Source organism: Clostridium chromiireducens, assembly GCF_003575225.1.
Classification (GTDB): Bacteria; Bacillota; Clostridia; order Clostridiales; family Clostridiaceae; genus Clostridium; species Clostridium chromiireducens.
Window position 1 is genome coordinate 176991 of the sequence record NZ_QXDJ01000007.1, and the last position, 20064, is coordinate 197054.

Sequence of the window (20064 nt, forward strand, 5' to 3'; positions counted from 1 at the left end):
AAACACCTCACATTAAAATTTTATACATTATACTTATAGTGTGTGAAATAATAAATCATAAAATAATAATAATATAAATATAGCAATATTTTATGATAAACTAAGAAAAAAGATATGTATAATGATATTTTATCACATAATTGGAGAAAGGAAGAGCAAAGTATGAAAATTTTAGAGAATATTACAGATGAGAGGATCTTCTATCACTTTAAGGAGATAAATAAAATACCTAGGGGATCGGGGAACGAAGAGCAAATAAGTAATTATTTAATTGAGTTTGGAAAGAAATTAGGATTAGAATGTATTCAGGATAAAGCTTTAAATGTCATTATAAAAAAGCCGGCTTCAAAGGGATATGAAAATTCACCAACGGTAATAATTCAAGGTCATATGGATATGGTATGTGAAAAGAATAATGATAAAGTTCATGATTTCACAAAAGATCCAATAGGTTTTATCGTTAAGGATGATTATATATATGCTGACAATACTACCCTTGGTGGAGATGACGGAATTGCGGTTGCATATGCAATGGCAATATTAGAAGATAATACAATAGAGCATCCATCCATTGAAGTATTAATAACTACAGATGAAGAATCTGGAATGAGTGGAGCTAGAGCTGTACAAAGTGAACATCTTAATGGAAAGATTGTATTAAACTTAGATTCAGAAGAGGAAGGAATGCTTTGGGTTAGTTGTGCAGGTGGAATCAGGACTCAATCTACATTACCAATTGAGTGGATAAATAAAAAAGGAAGCACAAAAGAATTTGTTCTTGAAGTTAAGGGATTAAAAGGTGGCCATTCAGGAGCAGAGATTCATTTAGGAAGAGGAAATGCTAATAAGATAATAGGAAGACTATTAAGAGAAATATCCAAAGAAGTTGATTTGAATTTAATTTCCTTAAATGGAGGGGCTAAAGATAATGCTATTCCAAGAGAGGCCACTGCTGTTCTTTCAATTGATGAATCAAAAGAAAAAGAATTAGTTGAAATCAAAACACGGGTATATGAAGAGCTTAAAAATGAATTTGGTAAAAAGGATCCAGGTTTGGAAGTAGTATTATTAGAAACTGATGTAAAGGCAGAAAAAGTATTTTCAGATGATACTACAAGTAAGGCAATCAGCCTATCTTATTTATATCCAAATGGAATAAATACAATTAGTGCTGAAATAGAAGGATTAACCGAAAGTTCAACTAATCTTGGAGTAGTTATAACCAATGATAATGATATAGAATATCACAGTGCAGTAAGAAGTTCTGTACTCTCGTTAAAAGCAGAGATAGTTGAAAGGAATAAATGTTTGACTGAAGTTTTAGGGGGAACATTTACATCTAGTTCAAGTTATCCGGAATGGCCATATAAAGCAGATTCAAAAATAAGAGATATATGTAAAGAAGTATATTCAAGAATGTATGGAAAAGAACCGGAGGTTGTTGCTATTCATGCTGGACTAGAATGCGGGATACTTAAAGAAAGATTAGGAGACCTTGACATGATTAGTTTTGGGCCAGATATATTCGATATTCATACACCAAATGAACATATGAGTATATCATCTGCTCTTAGATGCTTTGAATACTTGTTAGAGGTTCTAAAAGAAATAAGAGAATAAAATAGTCATATAGTGTATAAGAGTGTTATGGAATAAGAAAATGGTAATAAAGCTAACTATTGATTTTATCTATTAAGATAAGATTTATGGTTAGCTTATTATTTTGTGTGGAAGTACCATATAAAAGATATAAGGAATAGAAGAAAATATAGGGAAATGAACGAATTATGCATGGCAAAAAATAAACTAAAAAGTCTGAAAATTATAAATTTACAGTAAATTGGCATTATTAAGAGAAATAATGAGAATGATGAAGATAATTTATTGTAAATAAAGATAAAAAAGTGTTAATAATTTGACCTATATCCAACTTATTAATATACTAAGAACATGTTTGAAAAATTAGAGGCGATATATAAACAAAAATGAAAATGTTTTCTAAATAATATAAATTAGGTCATGGAGAGGAAATAGAGATGAAAAATAAAAAATATGTTCTTAAAAAATGCATGATTACAGCTTTTGTTTTTTTAGGATTTTGTTTTATTAACACTCAAAATGCTAAAGCGGATACTACGCTAACTACTAGCAAAGGAATTACTCTTAAGACTAGCGAACTTAAAACAACTAAAGTGATTCAAGCACCTTCTGATTCAGGAGTAACGTCAGATGATAATGATAAGGTTTCAAGGGGCGCTATTAGCAAAGGAACTGAGGTTGTTAATTATGCATATAAGTTTTTAGGAAAGCCATATGTTTATGGAGCGGCTGGCCCAAATGCTTTTGATTGTTCGGGATTAACGCAATTTATATATAATAAGTTTGGAGTTAACATATCTCGAACTACATATACTCAAGTAAATGAAGGAATTAAGGTTAATAGGAATGAACTTAGAGCAGGGGATTTAGTATTCTTCAATACAGAAGGGTCTATCAGTCATGTGGGAATTTATATTGGGAACGGGGAATTCATACATGCACCGAGATCTGGAAAGCCAGTAATGGTAAGCTCGTTATCTGATGGGTATTACTCTCAAAGGTACGCAACAGCAAGAAGAATATTAAATTAATCTATTAATAAATAATATTTTATATGAAGAGCAGATACTTGTATGTATTTGCTTTTTTTATTGATTATAAAAAGTACAATTTAGTAATAAATCTTAAATTATTTAACATAACTCATATATGTGTAACTTTTCGAATAAATATATTGTATAAGAGTATAAGAAGGAGGGATACTATGAGATACACAAGATATGAGTATAAAAGATCTAATAAGATAAAGTTTTTATGTAGTATTGCACTTATTGCGGGGGTATCAATAGGTGGCGGATTATATTTAAGTAACGTTATTTTTAATGGAAAAGAAATTCAAAGTAATAGTAGTAATTCAGGGTATTCAACTGATGTGAATTATGAAAGTAATATTCAAAATATTGTAGTATTACAATGTGGGTATTACTCTAAGGAGGAAAATGCCAAGGAATTAGTTAATTCAATTTCGAAATATTGTCAACCGTTTATAGTCGAGGAAGATGGAAAGTTTAGAGTGCTTGCAGGTATATATAAGGAAGATGATGGATTAAAAAAAATTGAAGAATTTAAAAATAATAATATTGATGTTGCTAAAGTGAGTTTAAATATATCCAAGGATAATGTTGATAATAAAAAAATACTTGAAATCATAGATGGCTTTCTTACAGTTAGAAATAAACTACAAGATAATGGGGTAAAAAGTATAAAAACAGCAGAATTTAAAGAATGGGCAGATAAAATTTTAAATGATAATGGTAGCAATAAATCTGAAAAGTTAAACTATATTGAGAGTTATATAAAGAATTTACCAGATGAAATAGATAAAACAAATAGTGACACTAACATTCAGCAATTATATAAATTAATTAAAAATTAAAGAAATAGATAAGAATTATTACAACTAAATTACATTTATATAAAAAAACTTATAACTTGGTGTAACACACTTGTTTAAGAACATCTTAAATGATAAACTATATGGTGTAGAAATGATTTATTTCAGTATGATTATTTCTATGCCTTTTTAATTAAATAAGTTTTTTAGTTAAAAAATTAACATGTCTATAATACATATAATTTGTCAATAATATATGTATATTCTTTATTTTAGGATGTGAATTTATGAAAATAGTATTAGCTTCTGCGTCTGAACGAAGAGTAGAACTTTTAAATAGGTTAATTAAAGAATTTGATATAATCGTTAGTGATTTCGATGAAGATAAGGTTCTTTTTGAAGGATCAATAGATAGATATGTTAAAGAGATAGCTTTAGGAAAGGCAATGCATGTTAAGAAGAAACTAAATGAGGATGCAATAATAATAGCTGCAGATACAATAGTTACACTAGATAATAAGTTACTTGGTAAACCAAAGGACGAAGAAGATGCCTTTAATATTATAAAATCACTCCAAGGCAGAAAACATTTAGTTTATTCAGGAATTGTTGTCATGAACACAGCTAAAAATGTAATCAAGGAGGAAAGTTTAGCTACTGAGGTTACTTTTTCTGAGATAAGTGATAATGAAATATTAGAATACATAAAAACAGGTGAGCCTTTAGATAAGGCAGGGGCTTATGGGATTCAAGGTATAGGTGGAATATTTGTTGAGGAAATAAAAGGATGTTATTATAATGTTGTTGGGCTTCCATTAAACAAATTAAAGTCTATGCTAAAAGCAGTACAATAAAGTTTAGGGGATAGGGTATCATATATGTGGAGGTAGTATATTAATGAATAATAGCCTTAAGATTAAGGATATACCACAACATGAAAGACCTAAGGAAAAATTATTAACATACGGGGCAGAGAGTTTAAGTAATTCTGAATTGCTAGCAATTATACTTAGAACTGGTACTCAAGGAGAAAATGTACTTCAATTAAGCAGCAGACTTTTATCGGAGCTAGAAGGATTAGATGGAATTTTAAATTCAAGCATTAATGATATTACATCAATTAAAGGAATTAAGGGAGGAAAAGCTTCACAAATTTTAGCTTTATCTGAACTGTTTAAAAGATTTAGAACATTAAAGGCGATTAAAAATGATATTAAGATTACATCACCGAAAGAACTAGCGGACCTTATTATGGGAGAAATGAACGATTTGACTCAGGAAGTATTAAAAGTTGTACTCCTAAATACAAAAAATGTGATTATTGGAACTAAGGATGTTTTCAAAGGCAGCTTAAATACATCGGTTGTTCATCCAAGAGAAATCTTCAAACAAGCAATAAATAAAAACAGTGCATCTATAATTATATGCCACAACCATCCATCAGGTGATCCAACACCTAGTAAAGAAGATATAAATATTACATTAAGAATTAAAGAATGTGGAAATATTATAGGAATTCAACTAATAGACCATATTATAATAGGAAATAATAAATTTGTTAGTCTCAAAGAACGAGGACTAATATAGAATTGGAAGGGGAAAAAAATAAATGGGATTTTTTGGATCAGGAAAAGATATGGGGATAGATTTAGGAACAGCAAATACTTTAGTGTTTGTAAAAGGTAAAGGAATAGTTTTAAGAGAACCATCTGTTGTTGCAATGAACACTATGACTAAAAAGACACTAGCAGTTGGATCAGAAGCTAAACTTATGATAGGTAGAACTCCTGGAAATATAGTAGCTATAAGGCCGTTAAAAGATGGAGTAATTGCAGATTTTGATACAGCTCAAACAATGATGAAGAGTCTAATAGAAAAAGTATCAACTAAAAATGCATTTAAAAATCCGAGAATAATAGTTTGTTATCCATCAGGAGTTACAGAAGTTGAGAAAAGAGCTATTGAAGAAGCTACAAAACTTTCAGGAGCTAGAGATGTTATTTTAATGGAAGAACCAATGGCAGCAGCTATTGGAGCTGGACTCCCAGTAAGTGAACCAACAGGAAGTATGATAGTTGATATTGGTGGTGGTACTACTGAAGTGGCTATTATTTCTTTAGGCGGTATAGTAACTAGTAAATCACTTAGAATAGCTGGCGATGAATTAGATCAATCTATAATATCTTATATTAAGAAGGAATTTAACTTAATGGTTGGAGAAAGAACCGCTGAGCAAGTTAAAATGGAGATTGGATCAGCTTATAGAACGTCAGAAGAGGAAATGGTTATGGAGATAAAAGGAAGAGATATGATAACAGGGCTTCCAAAAATCGTTGAAATATCAGAAACTCAAGTTAGAGAAGCGTTAAAAGAGCCTGTGTATGCTATTATAGAATCAATTAAGACTACATTGGAAAAAACACCACCAGAACTTGCGGCAGATATAATGGAAAAAGGAATTATGCTTGCGGGCGGTGGAGCTTATCTTAGAGGATTAGACGTATTAATAAACAAAGAAACAAACATGCCTGTACATATTGCGGAGGCACCTCTTGATTGCGTAGTACTTGGAGCAGGGAAGGCACTAGAAGATTTTGATAAAATTAGCAGAGATCAAAGAGGTTAGTATATGAAGCTTCTTAGAAATAAACTGGCAGTAACTATTATAGTACTGTCAGTTAGCTTTTTGGGATTAATAGTTTATACTGTAAAGAAAGAAAATAGAAGTATTATTGAAAGTGGTGCCGGTAGTACTTTAAACCCTGTACAAAGTCTACTATATAGTGGAACAAATAGAATAAAAGAAACCTTGGATTTTTTCTTAAACTTTTCAGAAGTGAAAGCTCAAAATAAAGAATTAATTGAAAAAAATCAAGAGCTTGAAAGTAAGTTAAGTACTTATTCAGATTTAAAAGAAGAAAATGATAGGCTAAGAGGAATACTAAATTTTACAGAAGAAAGAAACAATTATAATTATATACCATGTGACATTATAGGATACAGTGGCGGAAACTTTTTGGATGGGTATATAGTTAATAAGGGTAAAAATGCTAATATACAAAAAGGTATGATTGTTATAGCGGCACAAGGTCTGGTGGGACAAGTAACCAGTGTAGGAGAAAATTGGAGTATAGTTCAATCTTTGGTTAACGAGAATATAGCAGTAAGTGTTATGGTTGAAAGTACTAGAGATGCAACTGGTTATTTAAAGGGCTTTAAAGACAGTAAAAATAGAAACTTAGCCAAAGTATATGATTTACCAATGGATTCAGAAGTTAAAGAAGGCGACGTGATAATGACTTCTGGAGTAGGTATGCTTTATCCAAAAGAAATTAGAATTGGAGAAGTAATTTCGGTTGAAGAAGATAAGGTAAAAGTAATGAAGAGTGCAGTTGTAAAGCCATATGTTGATTTTAATAAATTAGAAGAATTATTTATTGTCTCTCCGAAAGATACGAGAGAAATTAAGTATAATTAGAGGTTTATAAATGGAAAAATTAATTATTATTTTAGTTTCTATTGGGTTAGTTATATTAGATAATTCTTTAGTTCCCTTTTTTTCAATTAAGGGCGCATATCCAAGCCTACTATTTACATTTGCTATCGCTTTTTCATTAATAAATGGTAAAGAAAAGGCAGTTTTTATAGGGGTTATAAGTGGAGTGCTTCAAGATATTTTCTTTTTCAATGGATTTGGGGTTAACTCTTTGCTAAATTTATTTTTATGTTTATTAGCGAGTCTTATTGGAGCGGGAATAATAAAGAATAAGAGATTGATACCTGTTGTTTCTATTTTTTTTATTACAATAATCAAATATATGGGTATACTCACAATATTTTATATATTAAGAATTAATATAGAATTCAGCAGATCTATAGCTATGGGTATATATAATTCAGTAGTAATGTTTTTTGTTTACAAGTTAGTAATGAATATTTATGATGATGAATATTCAAAACAAAGGTGGAGGTTTAAATGATAGTAAATAAACCAACAAATAAAAAGAAAAAGAAAATCTCTAGATATACTGTTTTATGTATTATTATGGGTATTATATTTGGAGCTATCACTTTACGGTTAGTATATATCCAAGTGTTTAATTATGAAGAATATAAGGAAAAGGCTAACGTAACATCAACAAGATTTGCAGCAGATAAAGCTCCACGTGGAAAAATATATGATGACAAAGGTAATATATTGGCGACCAATATTCAAACCTATACTCTTACATATACAAAGACAGATGATGCAGAAAAACAATTTTATACAACAATGAAAGAACTCTTTAAAATATTAGATGAGAATGGAGAAAAGATTCAAGATACATTACCATTAAAAATTGATAGCAATAATAATGTATATATTGAGTATAAAACTAACGATAAAGATTCCCAAAATGCAGAGGAGTTAAGGTTCAAAAAAGATAGAGGATTAAATGATACGCTAAAGAATAAAATGTTTAAGGATGTTGAAGAGCTATCTGATACTCAAAGTACAAAGTTAGATGAGGCGCTTTTAAAAATTACACCAGAAGAAGCATTTTATGAGCTAGTTAAAACCTATAATTTAATTGGGCTTGTTGACCCAGATTATAATGGGAAGGATAAAAAGAAGATCTATTTGAATATGTCTGGTAAAGAATTAACTGATCTGATTATAAAAGGTGGATATTCTTTAAATGATATTAGAGAATTTATGGTAATAAAAGATTCCATAAAAATGCAAAGTTTTAAAGGTTTTAGGACTGCTACAATTGCAGGAAATATTAAGAGAGATACATCACTGGTTGTAAGGCAAAAGCTTAGTGATTTTCCAGGAATAGATGTTAGTTTATCACCAATAAGATATTATCCATATAATAATTTAGCATCTTCTGTTTTAGGGTATGTAACTTCAATTAATGATACTCAAAAAGAAAAATATGAACTTAAAGGATATGATATTTCATCAGATCTAATAGGGGCGACTGGTATAGAATCAGCATTTGAAGAGCAGTTAAAGGGAGTTAAAGGTGGAACAACTGTTAAAGTTAACTCTCAAGGAAGAGTAACTCAGGAATTGTTTAAACTTGAATCTTACCCAGGAAATGATGTTCATCTTACAATAGATAGGGATGTCCAATATGCAGCAGAACAAGCTTTAGTTGATGGAATTACAAATATAAAAAATAATGTGATAGATGAGAATGGAAATAGGTTTTTAAATGCAACAAGAGGAGCTTTAGTTGCCGTTGAAGTTAAGACGGGAAGAATATTATCTTTAGTAAGTTATCCAAATTTTAATCCAAATTTATTTACTGTTCCGGGTCAATTAACGCCAGAAGAAAATAGGCAATATTTTAATCCTGACCTAGATTCATTTGGAAAAGAATTTATACAAAGGATGGGATTAAATAAGACTGTTGATGATTTATTTCCTCTAACTAAAAATGGTTCTAGAACAGACCAATATGATTTATATCCAAGTCAGTTTTATAATTATGCAACTATGTCACTAATTCCACCAGGTTCTACATTTAAACCACTTACTGCAGTTGCAGGAATAGAATCAGGTGCAATAGATGGTGGCACAGTCATTGTGGATAGAGGTAAGTTTACTGAACATCCAGAGGTTTTTGGTAAGAGTTTCGCACCAGGAGGGATAGAAGCTGCCACTGGGCCAACAACTTTAACAAGAGCCATAGCGGAATCAATTAACTATTATTTTTATGAAACTGCGTATAGGATGTATATGCAAAATGGCGGATTAGGTAGTATCGGAGCATTAGATTCTATTGCAAAGTATGCCTGGCAGTTTGGTCTTGGCGTTGATCCTAATAGTAAAGAAAAGGCTTCAACGGGTATAGAAACTGGAGAAAATTTTGGGCAGACTTATAATTTTAAGTCATGGAAAGATAAATCGATAGCATTTTCTAAATTCAATTTAGTAGATTTTTTAGAAAAAGGGAATTATAATGGTGCAACTTTTATACCATTTGATATAAGAACTTCAGATGATGATAATGAAGAAGTAAAAAAATCGAAACAAGCAATTAAAGATAAGGTTATTGAAAATCTGAATAAGGTTGGTACTGAAGAAAAGTTAACTGGTCATGACGCATTTGCCAAGGAAATTAAGGCAGATGTAAAAAATATAATGGAGCATTCTGAAAAATACAAAAAGAATGTTGCAGATTCAGGGCGTAATTTTAATATAGAAAATCAGATATCTATGGTAGCAGAAGTTATAGCTCAATTTACAATTAATGACCAACCAGGAGAAATAAAGTCACCTGCTCAACTTGTTTATGCATCAATAGGGCAAGGTATGAATAACTTTACACCATTACAGTTAGTATCATATATTTCAACACTTGCTAATGGAGGAACAAGATACAAACTTCATTTAGTTGATAAAATTACAGATAATGATGGAAAAGTAATACAAGAATTTAAACCAGAAGTATTAAATTCTGTATCAATTTCAAATGCAGCTCAAGAGGCAGTTAAGCAAGGTATGACAGCTGTTAATAATGAAGAAGGTGGTACGGCTAGTACTGCTTTTGCAGGATTTCCAATTAAGACAGCAGGTAAGACTGGTACAGCTGACTTTTCTACAGATCAAAGAGAAAAAGGGCGATCACCGTATGCAACATATGTGAGTTATGCTCCCGCTGATAATCCAGAAATAGCTGTGGTTGCTGTAGTATTTGATGGAGGACATGGAAGTGGTATTGCTTCTGCGGTAAAAGCTGTTTACGATGCTTATTTTAAGGATAAGTTATTAAAAGAGTATCCTAATTATACATCAGCATCAGAATCATTTAAAAAGTATGTTGTAGATAATCCATATAATAAAAATACAACTGGTTCTCAAGGAAATACTCAAACTGAAAAAGATGTAAATACAAGTGCCAATACTGGGATTAAAACAAACTAGAAATGAAATAATAAAAATATGGTTTATGTTAATTAGTAAAAGGTTAATAAATAATTAAATAGATATCTCTATTAGGCATACAACGAGTAAATGTTGTACAAATTAAGCCTGATAGAGATATTTTTATGAATAAAATTAGTTTAGTGGGAGGGAAGTAATGAAATACAATAACATTCTAAAAGGAAAATTTATATCAAGGCCCAATAGATTCATTGCTAACGTAGAAGTTAATGGGATAGTTGAAGTTTGTCATGTTAAAAATACGGGCAGGTGCAAAGAACTACTAACTCCTAATGCAACAGTTTTTGTACAGGAACATAACAGTGTTAAGAGGAAAACTAAGTTTTCTCTTATAGGAGTAATAAAAGAGAACAGAATAATTAATATGGATTCTCAGGTAACAAATAAGGTTGTTCATGAGTGGATATTAAAAGGCAATTTATTTTCAGAGGTTACTTTAATAAAACCAGAAGCTAAGTATGGTAACTCAAGGTTTGATTTTTATGTTGAAACGGAAACCCAAAAAGCTTTTATTGAGGTAAAAGGAGTGACGTTAGAAAATCGGGGGATTGTTAAATTTCCAGATGCACCTACAGAAAGAGGTGTTAAACATATTAAAGAACTTTGTGAGTGCATGACCGAAGGATATGAAGCTTATGTCATATTTGTAATACAAATGAAGGATGTTTTGCATTTTGAACCTAATGATGATACTCATAAAGAATTTGCAGAAGTGCTAAAATATGCAAAGGGATATGGTGTTAATATAATCGCTGTTGATTGCGATGTAGAAGAAGATAGCATTAATATAAGAGATTATGTTGAAGTTATTATATAGTTGTCCCAGGAATGGTATACATGGTTATCATATTGTTAGTTATTTATCTTCTTTTGTAAAATTTAATCAAAAATTATTGAAAGATATATACAAAAATAGTCAGTATAATGATATAATTTTAAAGAGGTTGCCATTTTCAAAAGAATTAACTATTTTAACCTGCAAAATTCATTGGAGGTAATCAATGTATAATAATGATGGTATTTTAATAAAAGGAAATAAAGATGGAATAAATACAACCATTAACATGAATAAATTTGCTTGCTTTGAAGATATGATGTTAGTGTTAATCAAAAAGCTTTCCAAAGGAAAGCATTTTTATAAAGGAACAACATTAATTTTAAGGATAGATTTAAAATCAATTAACAAGAAAGAAGTAGAAGTTCTTAAACAAGAATTGTTAACTAAAATAGGATTAAAAGATATTGTTTTGGAAGATTTAGAAAAAGAAATTGAACAAGTAGGCGAAAAAGAGGCTAGAGTATTTTTGGGAGTATATGAAGGAAAAACAAAATTTATAAGAAAAACAGTTAGAGGCGGAGAATGCATAAACTATCAAGGTAACATAGTTATTGTGGGAGATATAAATAGCGGGGCAGAAGTCTATGCCGCAGGAAATGTAATTGTTTTAGGACGTATAAAAGGCAAGGTAAGTGCAGGAACTAATGGAAATGCAAAAGCTGTAATAGCAGCATTTTTGTTACAGCCGGAAATGTTACGGATTGCTGATATTATAGCAATGCCTCCAGATGATATTGAAAAGCCAAGCTATCCAGAATTAGCAAAAATAAAGGATGGATTAATAATAGTTGAACCGTATTTGCCAAATAAATATATATATTAGAATGTCGGAGGGATTTATAAATGGGAGTATCTATTGTAGTAACGTCAGGTAAAGGTGGTGTTGGAAAAACAACTACTACAGCTAACATAGGAACAGCTTTAGCATCATTAGGAAAAAAAGTAGTTGTTATTGATGGTGATACAGGACTAAGAAATTTAGATGTATTACTAGGATTAGAGAATAGAATAGTTTATACAATAATTGATATTATAGAAGGAAGATGTAGATTAAAACAAGGGCTTATAAAAGATAAAAGAATTTCTAATCTATTTCTTTTACCTACTGCGCAAACTAAAGACAAAGATGATATAAGTGCTCAAGATATGCTAAAAATAGTGAATGAATTAAAAGAAGAATTCGATTATGTACTGATAGACTCGCCTGCTGGTATTGAGCAAGGATTTGAGAATGCTGTAATTGGTGCAGAAAAAGCAATAATAGTAGTAAATCCAGAAATCACATCGGTAAGAGACGCGGATAGAGTTATTGGCAAACTTGATGCAAAAGGGTTAGAAGATCATTCAGTAATTGTTAATAGATTAAATTATGAAATGACTAAAAATGGAGATATGCTTGATGTATCGGATATTATTGAAACTCTTTCAATAGAATTACTTGGAGTAGTACCAGATGATAAGAATGTAACTGTTTCAACGAACAAAGGGGAGCCAATCGTATTAGAGGAAGGGGCTTTTGCTGGACAGGCATTTAAAAATATTGCCAGAAGAATCATAGGAGAAGAAGTTCCTTTAATGAATTTACATATAGAAGATCATCAAGGATTTTTTAGCTCCTTAAAAAAGCTATTTAAGCGCAATTAGAGGAGGATAATAAGATGGGGTTTTTTAAAAGTTTAAATAGTAAGCCAACACCTAAAGAAGTTGCTAAAGATAGGTTGAAATTAATTCTTATTCATGATAGGGGAGAAATAGCTCCGGAAATTATTGAGAAGATAAGGGAAGAAATCCTTGAAGTTATTTCCAAGTATATTGATATACAGGTTGATGACGTTGAAATATCTGTAAATAAGAATGGCGATGAAGAGGGAGAAAATACGTCTGCACTTATTGCTAATATACCTATTAAAAACATTAGAGGAAGATAAGGTAGATTTACATAATATAAAGGTATTGAGAAGAACTTAAAGTGAGGTAATGAACAAAGAAAGAGAATACATATATGTATTCTCTTTCTTTGTTTGCTAGCGATTTCTTTAAGTGTTTCACAGATACACCTAAAGAATATATGAGCATTTCAGTATAAAGATGTAAATTATATTTCGGATGTTTTGCAACACATTTAAAAAGAAATATTTTGATGGATAATGATACTAGTATATTGCGAAATTATTACAAAATTATTATGTTTTATTTGTTATAAGTATTTGTTATGGAGAATGTAGTAATAATAATGTATAATTAAGATGAATTAAGTTATATAAAAATGTACTTTTAAATAATTCTTGGATATATAACTTGGAGGTGAGGTATTGTGTTTAGGCAGTTAAAATTGGATATTAGATTAATTAAGGAAATTGATAAAGGCATATTAATTTCTTTAATTCTGTTGATTTTATATGGTACATTAAATATATATCTGTGTACAAAGGGGGAATATGGATTAGCTTTTGCAGAAAAACAATTTTCTTGGTTTATGATATCTATGGTTGCTCTCTATTTTTTTATTGCTGTGGATTATGGAATTATATATAATTATGTGCCAATATTTTATTGGGGAATAGTTATACTACTTATATTAACTAAGGTACCTGGAATTGGTATTGTTGTCAATGGTGCCAGAGGATGGATTAACTTGGGAATAGGTAATATGCAACCATCAGAGTTTGCTAAACTTGGAATTATATTTATGATAGCTAAAACCCTTGAGGAGATGGACGGAAAGATAAATGAGGTGAAAAACTTCTTTATTTTAGCCTTTTATGCGATAGTGCCAGTAATATTTATTGTAACCCAACCTGATATGGGGATGAGTATGGTGTGTTTCTTTATAGTCTTGGGAATCTTTTTTACAATGGGACTGGATATGAAAATTATCGGTGGAGGACTAATGTCTTTAGTTCTAGCTATAGTAATAGTTTGGAACTCAGGACTTATAGAACCTTATCAGAAGGCAAGATTCACAGGATTCTTAAATCCAGCTGCTGATGATGCTAAGACAGGTTATCACTTAACTCAATCATTAATAGGAATAGGTTCAGGAGGGATTTTAGGAAGCAGACCATCATTAATGCTTGATGGGAATACAGGTTATGCATCACAAAATGTACCAGAAGTTCAGACAGATTTTATTTTTGCAGCAATAGCAGAACAATGGGGATTGTTAGGAGCGATATTGCTATTGGTTCTTTATGGATTTCTTATATATAGGATGATCTCTATAGCAAGAACTTCAAAAGATATTTTTGGATCAGTTATATGTACCGGAATAGTCTCATATTTTCTTTTTGCTATAATTCAGAATATAGGAATGACAATAGGCTTAGTTCCGATTACAGGTATAACATTGCCACTTATAAGTTATGGCGGCAGCTCGTTATTAACAACAGTTATTTCAATTGGATTTGTAATAAACATAGGAATGAGAAGAAAAAAAATAAATTTCTAGAATATCAGCAGCTTTTATTAAAGGCAGGATTGGAGAATTAATATATACTATGAAAAGTGTAAAGTAGAATTTCATAGTATGATGTTAAATACCAAGCCTGCTTTTATGCTTTTTATCATGCCATTTGTCACAATTTTACTCTCATAAATTTACTAGGCATAAAATATACTTTAATGATAATGAATTTAAAGGAGTGTATTATGAGCAGTTACAGAACAGCCTATGAAAATTATTATAAGAATATTAATAATACTTCAAAAGGAAAAAAAGATAAAAATAATAATAAACTTATGGGAAAAAAAGCTGATAATTATTTGGGGCCAAGATACGGCAATAGGATAAAAAATGATGAGCCATTTTCAAATATTATTATAAAAAGAGTGACTAGAGAATTAACAGGTGCTACAATCCTACTATTTTTTTTTGTGGGATTAAAATATGTTCCATCAGACCAAGTTAGAGATATGCATACTAAGTGTAAGCAATTATTGAGCCATAATTCTAACTATAATGAATATATTGAAGCATTTAATTCAGTACAAATAGGAAATATAAAAGGAAAAGATTTAAAGGTTGGAAGTCTCACTACAGAAGATTTGAAAATAGAAAATTTGAAAATAAAAGCTCAGAATTTTGTTGAGTATTTGAAAAATAATAATGATGATATATCTTAGTGAAAATCTTAAATTGTATATAAGTATTATAAGTTAATACATATAAATTAAATACTTTTAAAGAAAATCTTTGTTTTGATTTCCATTTTTACTTGTAAATTGCAAATTGTTTTTATAAAGCAATATTATAGGGGTTAAGAATGAAAAAATGGTATATAGTATTAGTCTTAGAATTATCAATATTGATGTGGCTTGGAGATTTCAGCAGCTATATAGCTATAAGTTTCCTATGGGTAATATTGCATGAATTTGCACATATAGTGGTTGCAAGTAAATTTGGGTGCAAATTTAGCAGTGTAAATATTAGCATATTAGGTGCTAAAGCTGAATTAAGCGATATTGATGAATTAAATGAGAAGAAAAAATTGATTTTATATTTAGCTGGACCGTTTTTCAATATTTTTATGGCTATAGTTGCAAATTTTTTCTACAACTATTTTAGTTATGAGTATATAAAAGATAGTATAGTTATAAATTTATGCTTAGGTACATTTAATTTGTTTCCAGCGTATCCTTTAGATGGATCAAGGGTGTGTGAAATTTTATTATCTAGGAAATTTTTATATAAAAAATCAAAGAAGATTACAGGAATATTTAGTTTCATCATTTCGGGAGTATTATTATTAATATTTATTATAATGATGTTGTTACATAAGGTGAATATAAGTTTGTTTCTTGCATCACTATTAATCATATACGCCACAATTCTCGAAGGGCAAAAAACCATGTATATAATAATGGGAGATATGATTAAGAAGGTAAGAAGGTTAAAAAAACATAATTACATAGAAAATAAATCTATTTCTGTGTATTATAAAAAAGGTTTAGTGAATGTATTAACATTAGTTGATAAGAATAAATTTAATAGTTTTTATGCTCTTAATGATGATATGGAACTACTCGGAATAATTCACGAGGATGAACTTATTAAAGCGTTAAAGGACTATGGAAATATAACACTCGAAGAATATATTAAAATAAGAAATATCGATAAGAAGAAAAACTTTTAGCTTTTAATTTTTTTATATATTGAGAAATATCAATATATTTTAATTTAGGCAGTATTTAAAAACAACTGAAAGACTATATAAATTACTTATAAAAGATAGAGTTAATAGTTATTATAAAAACGCCATTAACTCTATTTTTATTATATGGAAATCTATATATTTTTTATCAAAATTCAAGGAAAAATAATATCTTTATTACTATTTTAATCTGTATATAATCTGAAATATTTTAAGTATATTTTTAATTCAGTATTTCTATGATGGATAAGTAAACTGCATAATTTCCTTAATATTGTTTTTTTTGATAACATCCATGGTTTATCTCTGCCAGTAAAGTGAACTACTTTGATTAGGTTTCCTTTTTTATTATTAATATTTTTATTTGATAACTTAAAACCTAATTTTTTTACGTAATAATCCGTGTATATTGCAAACATATTGTATTGAGGATTAAGATGTAAGTTATACTTATACTTCCAATCACTATAGAATGAATTTAAGATATCTTGATCACCAAAAGAAGCTTTTTCTTTTGATACTTTTTCAATATGTTTTTCTATACCTATTAAAGCGTCTTTTTTTGGCTCTATTACCATTAAGCCTGAATTGAATTCTTCCCACTGCTCATTTCCCTTATATTCTTTTCCTGCGACAACAGCTGATATATGAGGTTTGTCAAATAACTCATCTATATTTTCAAAAATCATCATATCGGAATCTAAGTAAACAAGTTTTTCGAATTCTATAAGTTTAAATAAATCCAATTTTATAAATGTATTAGTCCAGTGAGATACACCATTTTTAGTATTACTTTCAAGTATGTTATTAGGTAATTCTATTTTATTTTTTTGAATTATATATTCTATATTATACTGTTGTAGTTTATCAAATGTTTCTTTTTTTAGGAATCTATCAACGTAAACGAATAAAGGATACTTGCTATTGACTGCCATTAAAGTTTTTTTTAGGTTAATTACTCCGGTAACGTAATTATCTGTGCTTAATGTTGTAATATATGCTTTCATAAAGAGTTCTCCTTTATCTAAATAAAAATATATAGTGAGAGATTATAAAGCAATGTTGATATTATTAACAGATATTTTATTTAAAAAATTATTATTATATCAATATTTTTATCTTAGTTATATATTTTATTCATGGCGGATTTACCCAACAAGGATTATAAATTCAAACTAGTTAATAAGCTTTATAATAAGAAACTTATCCCATAACTTTAGAATAAAAATAGCTATTTAAGGTATTTAATTTAATTAGGTTTTTTATGAACGAGCATTTAGGTGTAAATTAAAAGCTTATAATTTAGATTAAGTATAAATTTAAAAAATATATATATTAATGCAAAGTTTTCCTAATATAAATCGTATTAGTATTAGAAGGGGGATAGAGGAATAAAGTAAATTTTTTTTCAAGACAATTATGATGTGATTGATGTAAAATATAGGTAGAATAATATAAAGGCAGGTGTGCATTATGAAAAAACAGGGAACCTTAAGTTTAATACTGACAATTTGTTTAATGCTATCTAATATCTCTATTCAGGCTTTTGGAGCAGAAGAAGATAGTAAGGGGCTTGAAAAGGCAATAGTGGCGGCAAAAAATATTGTAACAGTACCGGATACTTATACTGAATTTACACATAGTTCGAGCGAACGTGAAACAAGCACTGGTAAAATGAGATTATGGAGACTTAACTGGACGGAAAAAGAAGGAAAGAATGGTTACGTAGCCGCATCTGTTGGAGAAGACGGTTTTTTATATGAATATAACAAGTATACAGGTATTGATAATAATTCGGGATTGGCTAAAGTTACGAAAGACCAAGCACAGATTTTAGCGGAAGAGTTTTTGAAGAAAGTAACTCCTAAATATGCAGCCCAAATGAAAAAAGTTGATAATAATAACAATATTATTTCAGGTGAAGAGTATAATTTTTCTTATCAAGAGTTCATGAATGAAGTTCCTGTTAATTTTATTAATATAAATATAGGTGTAAATAAATATAGTGGTGAAATCACTTATTTTAATGGAGAGAATCCAGAAATTAATGGAACTGAATATCCATCTTTAGAGGGAATAATTGATTCGGCAACAGCTGAAAAATCTTATTTAGAAAAGTTAGGAGTTAATTTAAAATACTACTCTTACTATGATTATAAAGAAAAGAAAATGAAGATTTTTGCTGGATATTCAATTGATAGCAATGTAAATAGTGCTATTGATGCAAAAACAGGACAGGCTATATCTCTTGTAAGAGGAAGTTTATTTCCAAATGGCAAAGGTGATTATGCAGGGATAGCTGCTTCAGATAATAATGTTATGAAAACAAATCAAGAATTAACTAAGGAAGAAACAGAAGCAGTTAATAATGTAGCAAATCTTATTTCAAAAGAGAAAGCAGAAAGTATCCTTAGAGGAACATCTGATATAATAACATCTGATATGAAAGTAAGGGATATATCTTTAAATAAAAATGAGATTAATCAAGGATATATATGGTATATTTCTCTTGATAATGCTTATGGTGCGGTAGATGCTAAATCCGGTGAAGTAATCTCAATACACTCATATAATCTTGAAAGTTCAAGTAATAAAGATATGACTAAAGACGAAGCGAAAAATATAGCAGAAAGCTTTTTAAAGAAAGTTACACCAGATAAATTTGCAAAAACAAAATATGAAGATATTGAAAATCCAATTTTAAAAATTAATGTTATTCAAGATGGAAATATTTATTCTTTAAATTATGTTCGTCTAGTAAACGGGATAGAGTTTTCAGGTAATTCATTGCGTGTTGAAGTTGATAAAACAAAAGGAAAAATTATTGGATATGATAGTAACTGGTATGATGACGCTTCGTTCCCAGATATAAGCCAAGCTATCAGTAAAGAACAAGCTTTTAACAAGATAAAGAATATCTCAGGTTTCTCATTACAATATACTATGATAGATAAAAACAAAATTGGATTAGTGTATAATTTCACTAGGTTAAATGAAGGCTATATCATAGATCCGATAAATGGCACAAGATTAGATTTCACAGGACAAGTATACAAGGAAAATAAAGTACCAAGTTATTCTGATATAGGTAGACATTGGTGCGAAAAAACAGTAAAAGAACTATTGGATAATGGATATTATCTTGAAGGAGATAAATTTAATCCTGATATGAATATCAATCAAATTAATTTTCTAAAATATTTATATTCTTCTTCGGTAAGTAATTTGAATGATGATGAATTTTACGATATGCTTATGCAAAGCGGTATAATAAAAAAAGAGGAAAAGTCTCCTAGTTCATTTGTTTCTAATCAAGATGCTGCAAAATATATAGTGAGGTTCCTCGGATATGATAAAGTAGCAGCTCATCCAGAAGTATTTATCAACCCATTTAAGGACAATGTACAAGAACAATATAAGGGTTATGCAGCAATGTGCTATGGACTTAATATAATTAGGGGAGATAATAATGGAAACTTTAATGGAACTCGAAATATAACTAACGCTCAAGCGGCCACAATTATATATAACCTAATAAAAAGTAACTCAAAATAAAGGTATCATGTATAACTGGAATATAAAAATACTGCAGTAAGAGATTGATTTAAGTTTACTGCTAAATAACCGAAAGTGACCATATGTGTTTACTCCGGTTCCTTGAAGATTTTGCTGGATGATTCTAAGAATATAAGTTGTGCCCAAA

At 29.5% G+C, this 20064-nt stretch carries 18 protein-coding genes; 17 read left to right on the forward strand and 1 reads right to left on the reverse strand.

Features of this window, described 5'->3' with window-relative positions; translation table 11 throughout:
- The first annotated feature begins 162 nt into the window (after positions 1–162).
- From D2A34_RS22925 to D2A34_RS23000, 16 genes are all read left to right on the forward strand, one after another.
- A complete protein-coding gene (locus D2A34_RS22925; RefSeq protein ID WP_119368024.1) occupies positions 163–1620 on the forward strand; it encodes an aminoacyl-histidine dipeptidase in 1458 nt (485 codons plus the stop codon).
- 416 nt (positions 1621–2036) lie between these two features.
- Positions 2037–2630 (forward strand): C40 family peptidase, encoded by a 594-nt coding sequence (locus D2A34_RS22930; protein ID WP_119368025.1) that lies wholly within the window; start codon positions 2037–2039, stop codon positions 2628–2630.
- A 173-nt stretch (positions 2631–2803) separates the two neighbouring features.
- Entirely contained in the window at positions 2804–3475 is a 672-nt protein-coding gene (locus tag D2A34_RS22935; RefSeq protein ID WP_079439817.1) for a sporulation-associated protein, read from the forward strand.
- A gap of 245 nt (positions 3476–3720) precedes the next feature.
- On the forward strand, positions 3721–4287 hold the full coding sequence (locus D2A34_RS22940) for a Maf-like protein (RefSeq protein ID WP_079439816.1): 567 nt from the start codon (positions 3721–3723) through the stop codon (positions 4285–4287).
- A gap of 43 nt (positions 4288–4330) precedes the next feature.
- On the forward strand, positions 4331–5020 hold the full coding sequence (gene radC / locus D2A34_RS22945) for a RadC family protein (RefSeq protein ID WP_079439815.1): 690 nt from the start codon (positions 4331–4333) through the stop codon (positions 5018–5020).
- 22 nt (positions 5021–5042) lie between these two features.
- The gene (locus tag D2A34_RS22950; RefSeq protein WP_079439814.1) at positions 5043–6059 is read left to right on the forward strand and encodes a rod shape-determining protein; all 1017 of its coding nucleotides are present in this window, start codon (positions 5043–5045) and stop codon (positions 6057–6059) included.
- 3 nt (positions 6060–6062) lie between these two features.
- Positions 6063–6911, forward strand: a complete 849-nt coding sequence (mreC, locus tag D2A34_RS22955) for a rod shape-determining protein MreC (protein WP_079439813.1) — start codon at positions 6063–6065, stop codon at positions 6909–6911.
- Positions 6912–6921: 10 nt separating this feature from the next.
- The gene (gene mreD, locus D2A34_RS22960; protein ID WP_079439812.1) at positions 6922–7413 is read left to right on the forward strand and encodes a rod shape-determining protein MreD; all 492 of its coding nucleotides are present in this window, start codon (positions 6922–6924) and stop codon (positions 7411–7413) included.
- The gene (locus tag D2A34_RS22965; RefSeq protein WP_119368026.1) at positions 7410–10352 is read left to right on the forward strand and encodes a penicillin-binding transpeptidase domain-containing protein; all 2943 of its coding nucleotides are present in this window, start codon (positions 7410–7412) and stop codon (positions 10350–10352) included. The genes mreD and D2A34_RS22965 overlap by 4 nt, the downstream gene beginning before the upstream one ends.
- Positions 10353–10509: 157 nt before the next feature.
- Positions 10510–11190 carry a DNA/RNA nuclease SfsA gene (gene sfsA / locus D2A34_RS22970; protein WP_119368027.1) on the forward strand — a complete coding sequence of 227 codons (681 nt, stop codon included), beginning with the start codon at positions 10510–10512 and terminating at the stop codon, positions 11188–11190.
- 184 nt (positions 11191–11374) lie between these two features.
- Positions 11375–12034 (forward strand): septum site-determining protein MinC, encoded by a 660-nt coding sequence (minC, locus tag D2A34_RS22975; protein WP_079439795.1) that lies wholly within the window; start codon positions 11375–11377, stop codon positions 12032–12034.
- A gap of 20 nt (positions 12035–12054) precedes the next feature.
- Positions 12055–12855: a septum site-determining protein MinD gene (minD, locus tag D2A34_RS22980; protein WP_079439793.1), complete on the forward strand. Its 801-nt coding sequence runs from the start codon at positions 12055–12057 to the stop codon at positions 12853–12855.
- 14 nt (positions 12856–12869) lie between these two features.
- Positions 12870–13139 (forward strand): cell division topological specificity factor MinE, encoded by a 270-nt coding sequence (gene minE, locus D2A34_RS22985; RefSeq protein ID WP_079439791.1) that lies wholly within the window; start codon positions 12870–12872, stop codon positions 13137–13139.
- Between the two features lie 386 nt (positions 13140–13525).
- Positions 13526–14659, forward strand: coding sequence for a rod shape-determining protein RodA (gene rodA / locus D2A34_RS22990; protein ID WP_079439790.1), 1134 nt, complete (start codon positions 13526–13528; stop codon positions 14657–14659).
- A gap of 200 nt (positions 14660–14859) precedes the next feature.
- Entirely contained in the window at positions 14860–15333 is a 474-nt protein-coding gene (locus D2A34_RS22995) for a hypothetical protein (protein ID WP_119368028.1), read from the forward strand.
- 140 nt (positions 15334–15473) lie between these two features.
- Positions 15474–16343, forward strand: a complete 870-nt coding sequence (locus tag D2A34_RS23000) for a M50 family metallopeptidase (protein ID WP_119368029.1) — start codon at positions 15474–15476, stop codon at positions 16341–16343.
- A gap of 203 nt (positions 16344–16546) precedes the next feature.
- On the opposite strand, the gene D2A34_RS23005 is transcribed toward D2A34_RS23000, so the two are convergent.
- Complete coding sequence (locus D2A34_RS23005; RefSeq protein WP_119368030.1) at positions 16547–17368, reverse strand: glycosyltransferase; 822 nt, start codon at positions 17366–17368, stop codon at positions 16547–16549.
- 466 nt (positions 17369–17834) lie between these two features.
- On the opposite strand from D2A34_RS23005, the gene D2A34_RS23010 reads away from it, so the two are divergent.
- Entirely contained in the window at positions 17835–19916 is a 2082-nt protein-coding gene (locus tag D2A34_RS23010) for a YcdB/YcdC domain-containing protein (protein WP_119368031.1), read from the forward strand.
- The last annotated feature ends 148 nt before the right edge of the window (positions 19917–20064 follow it).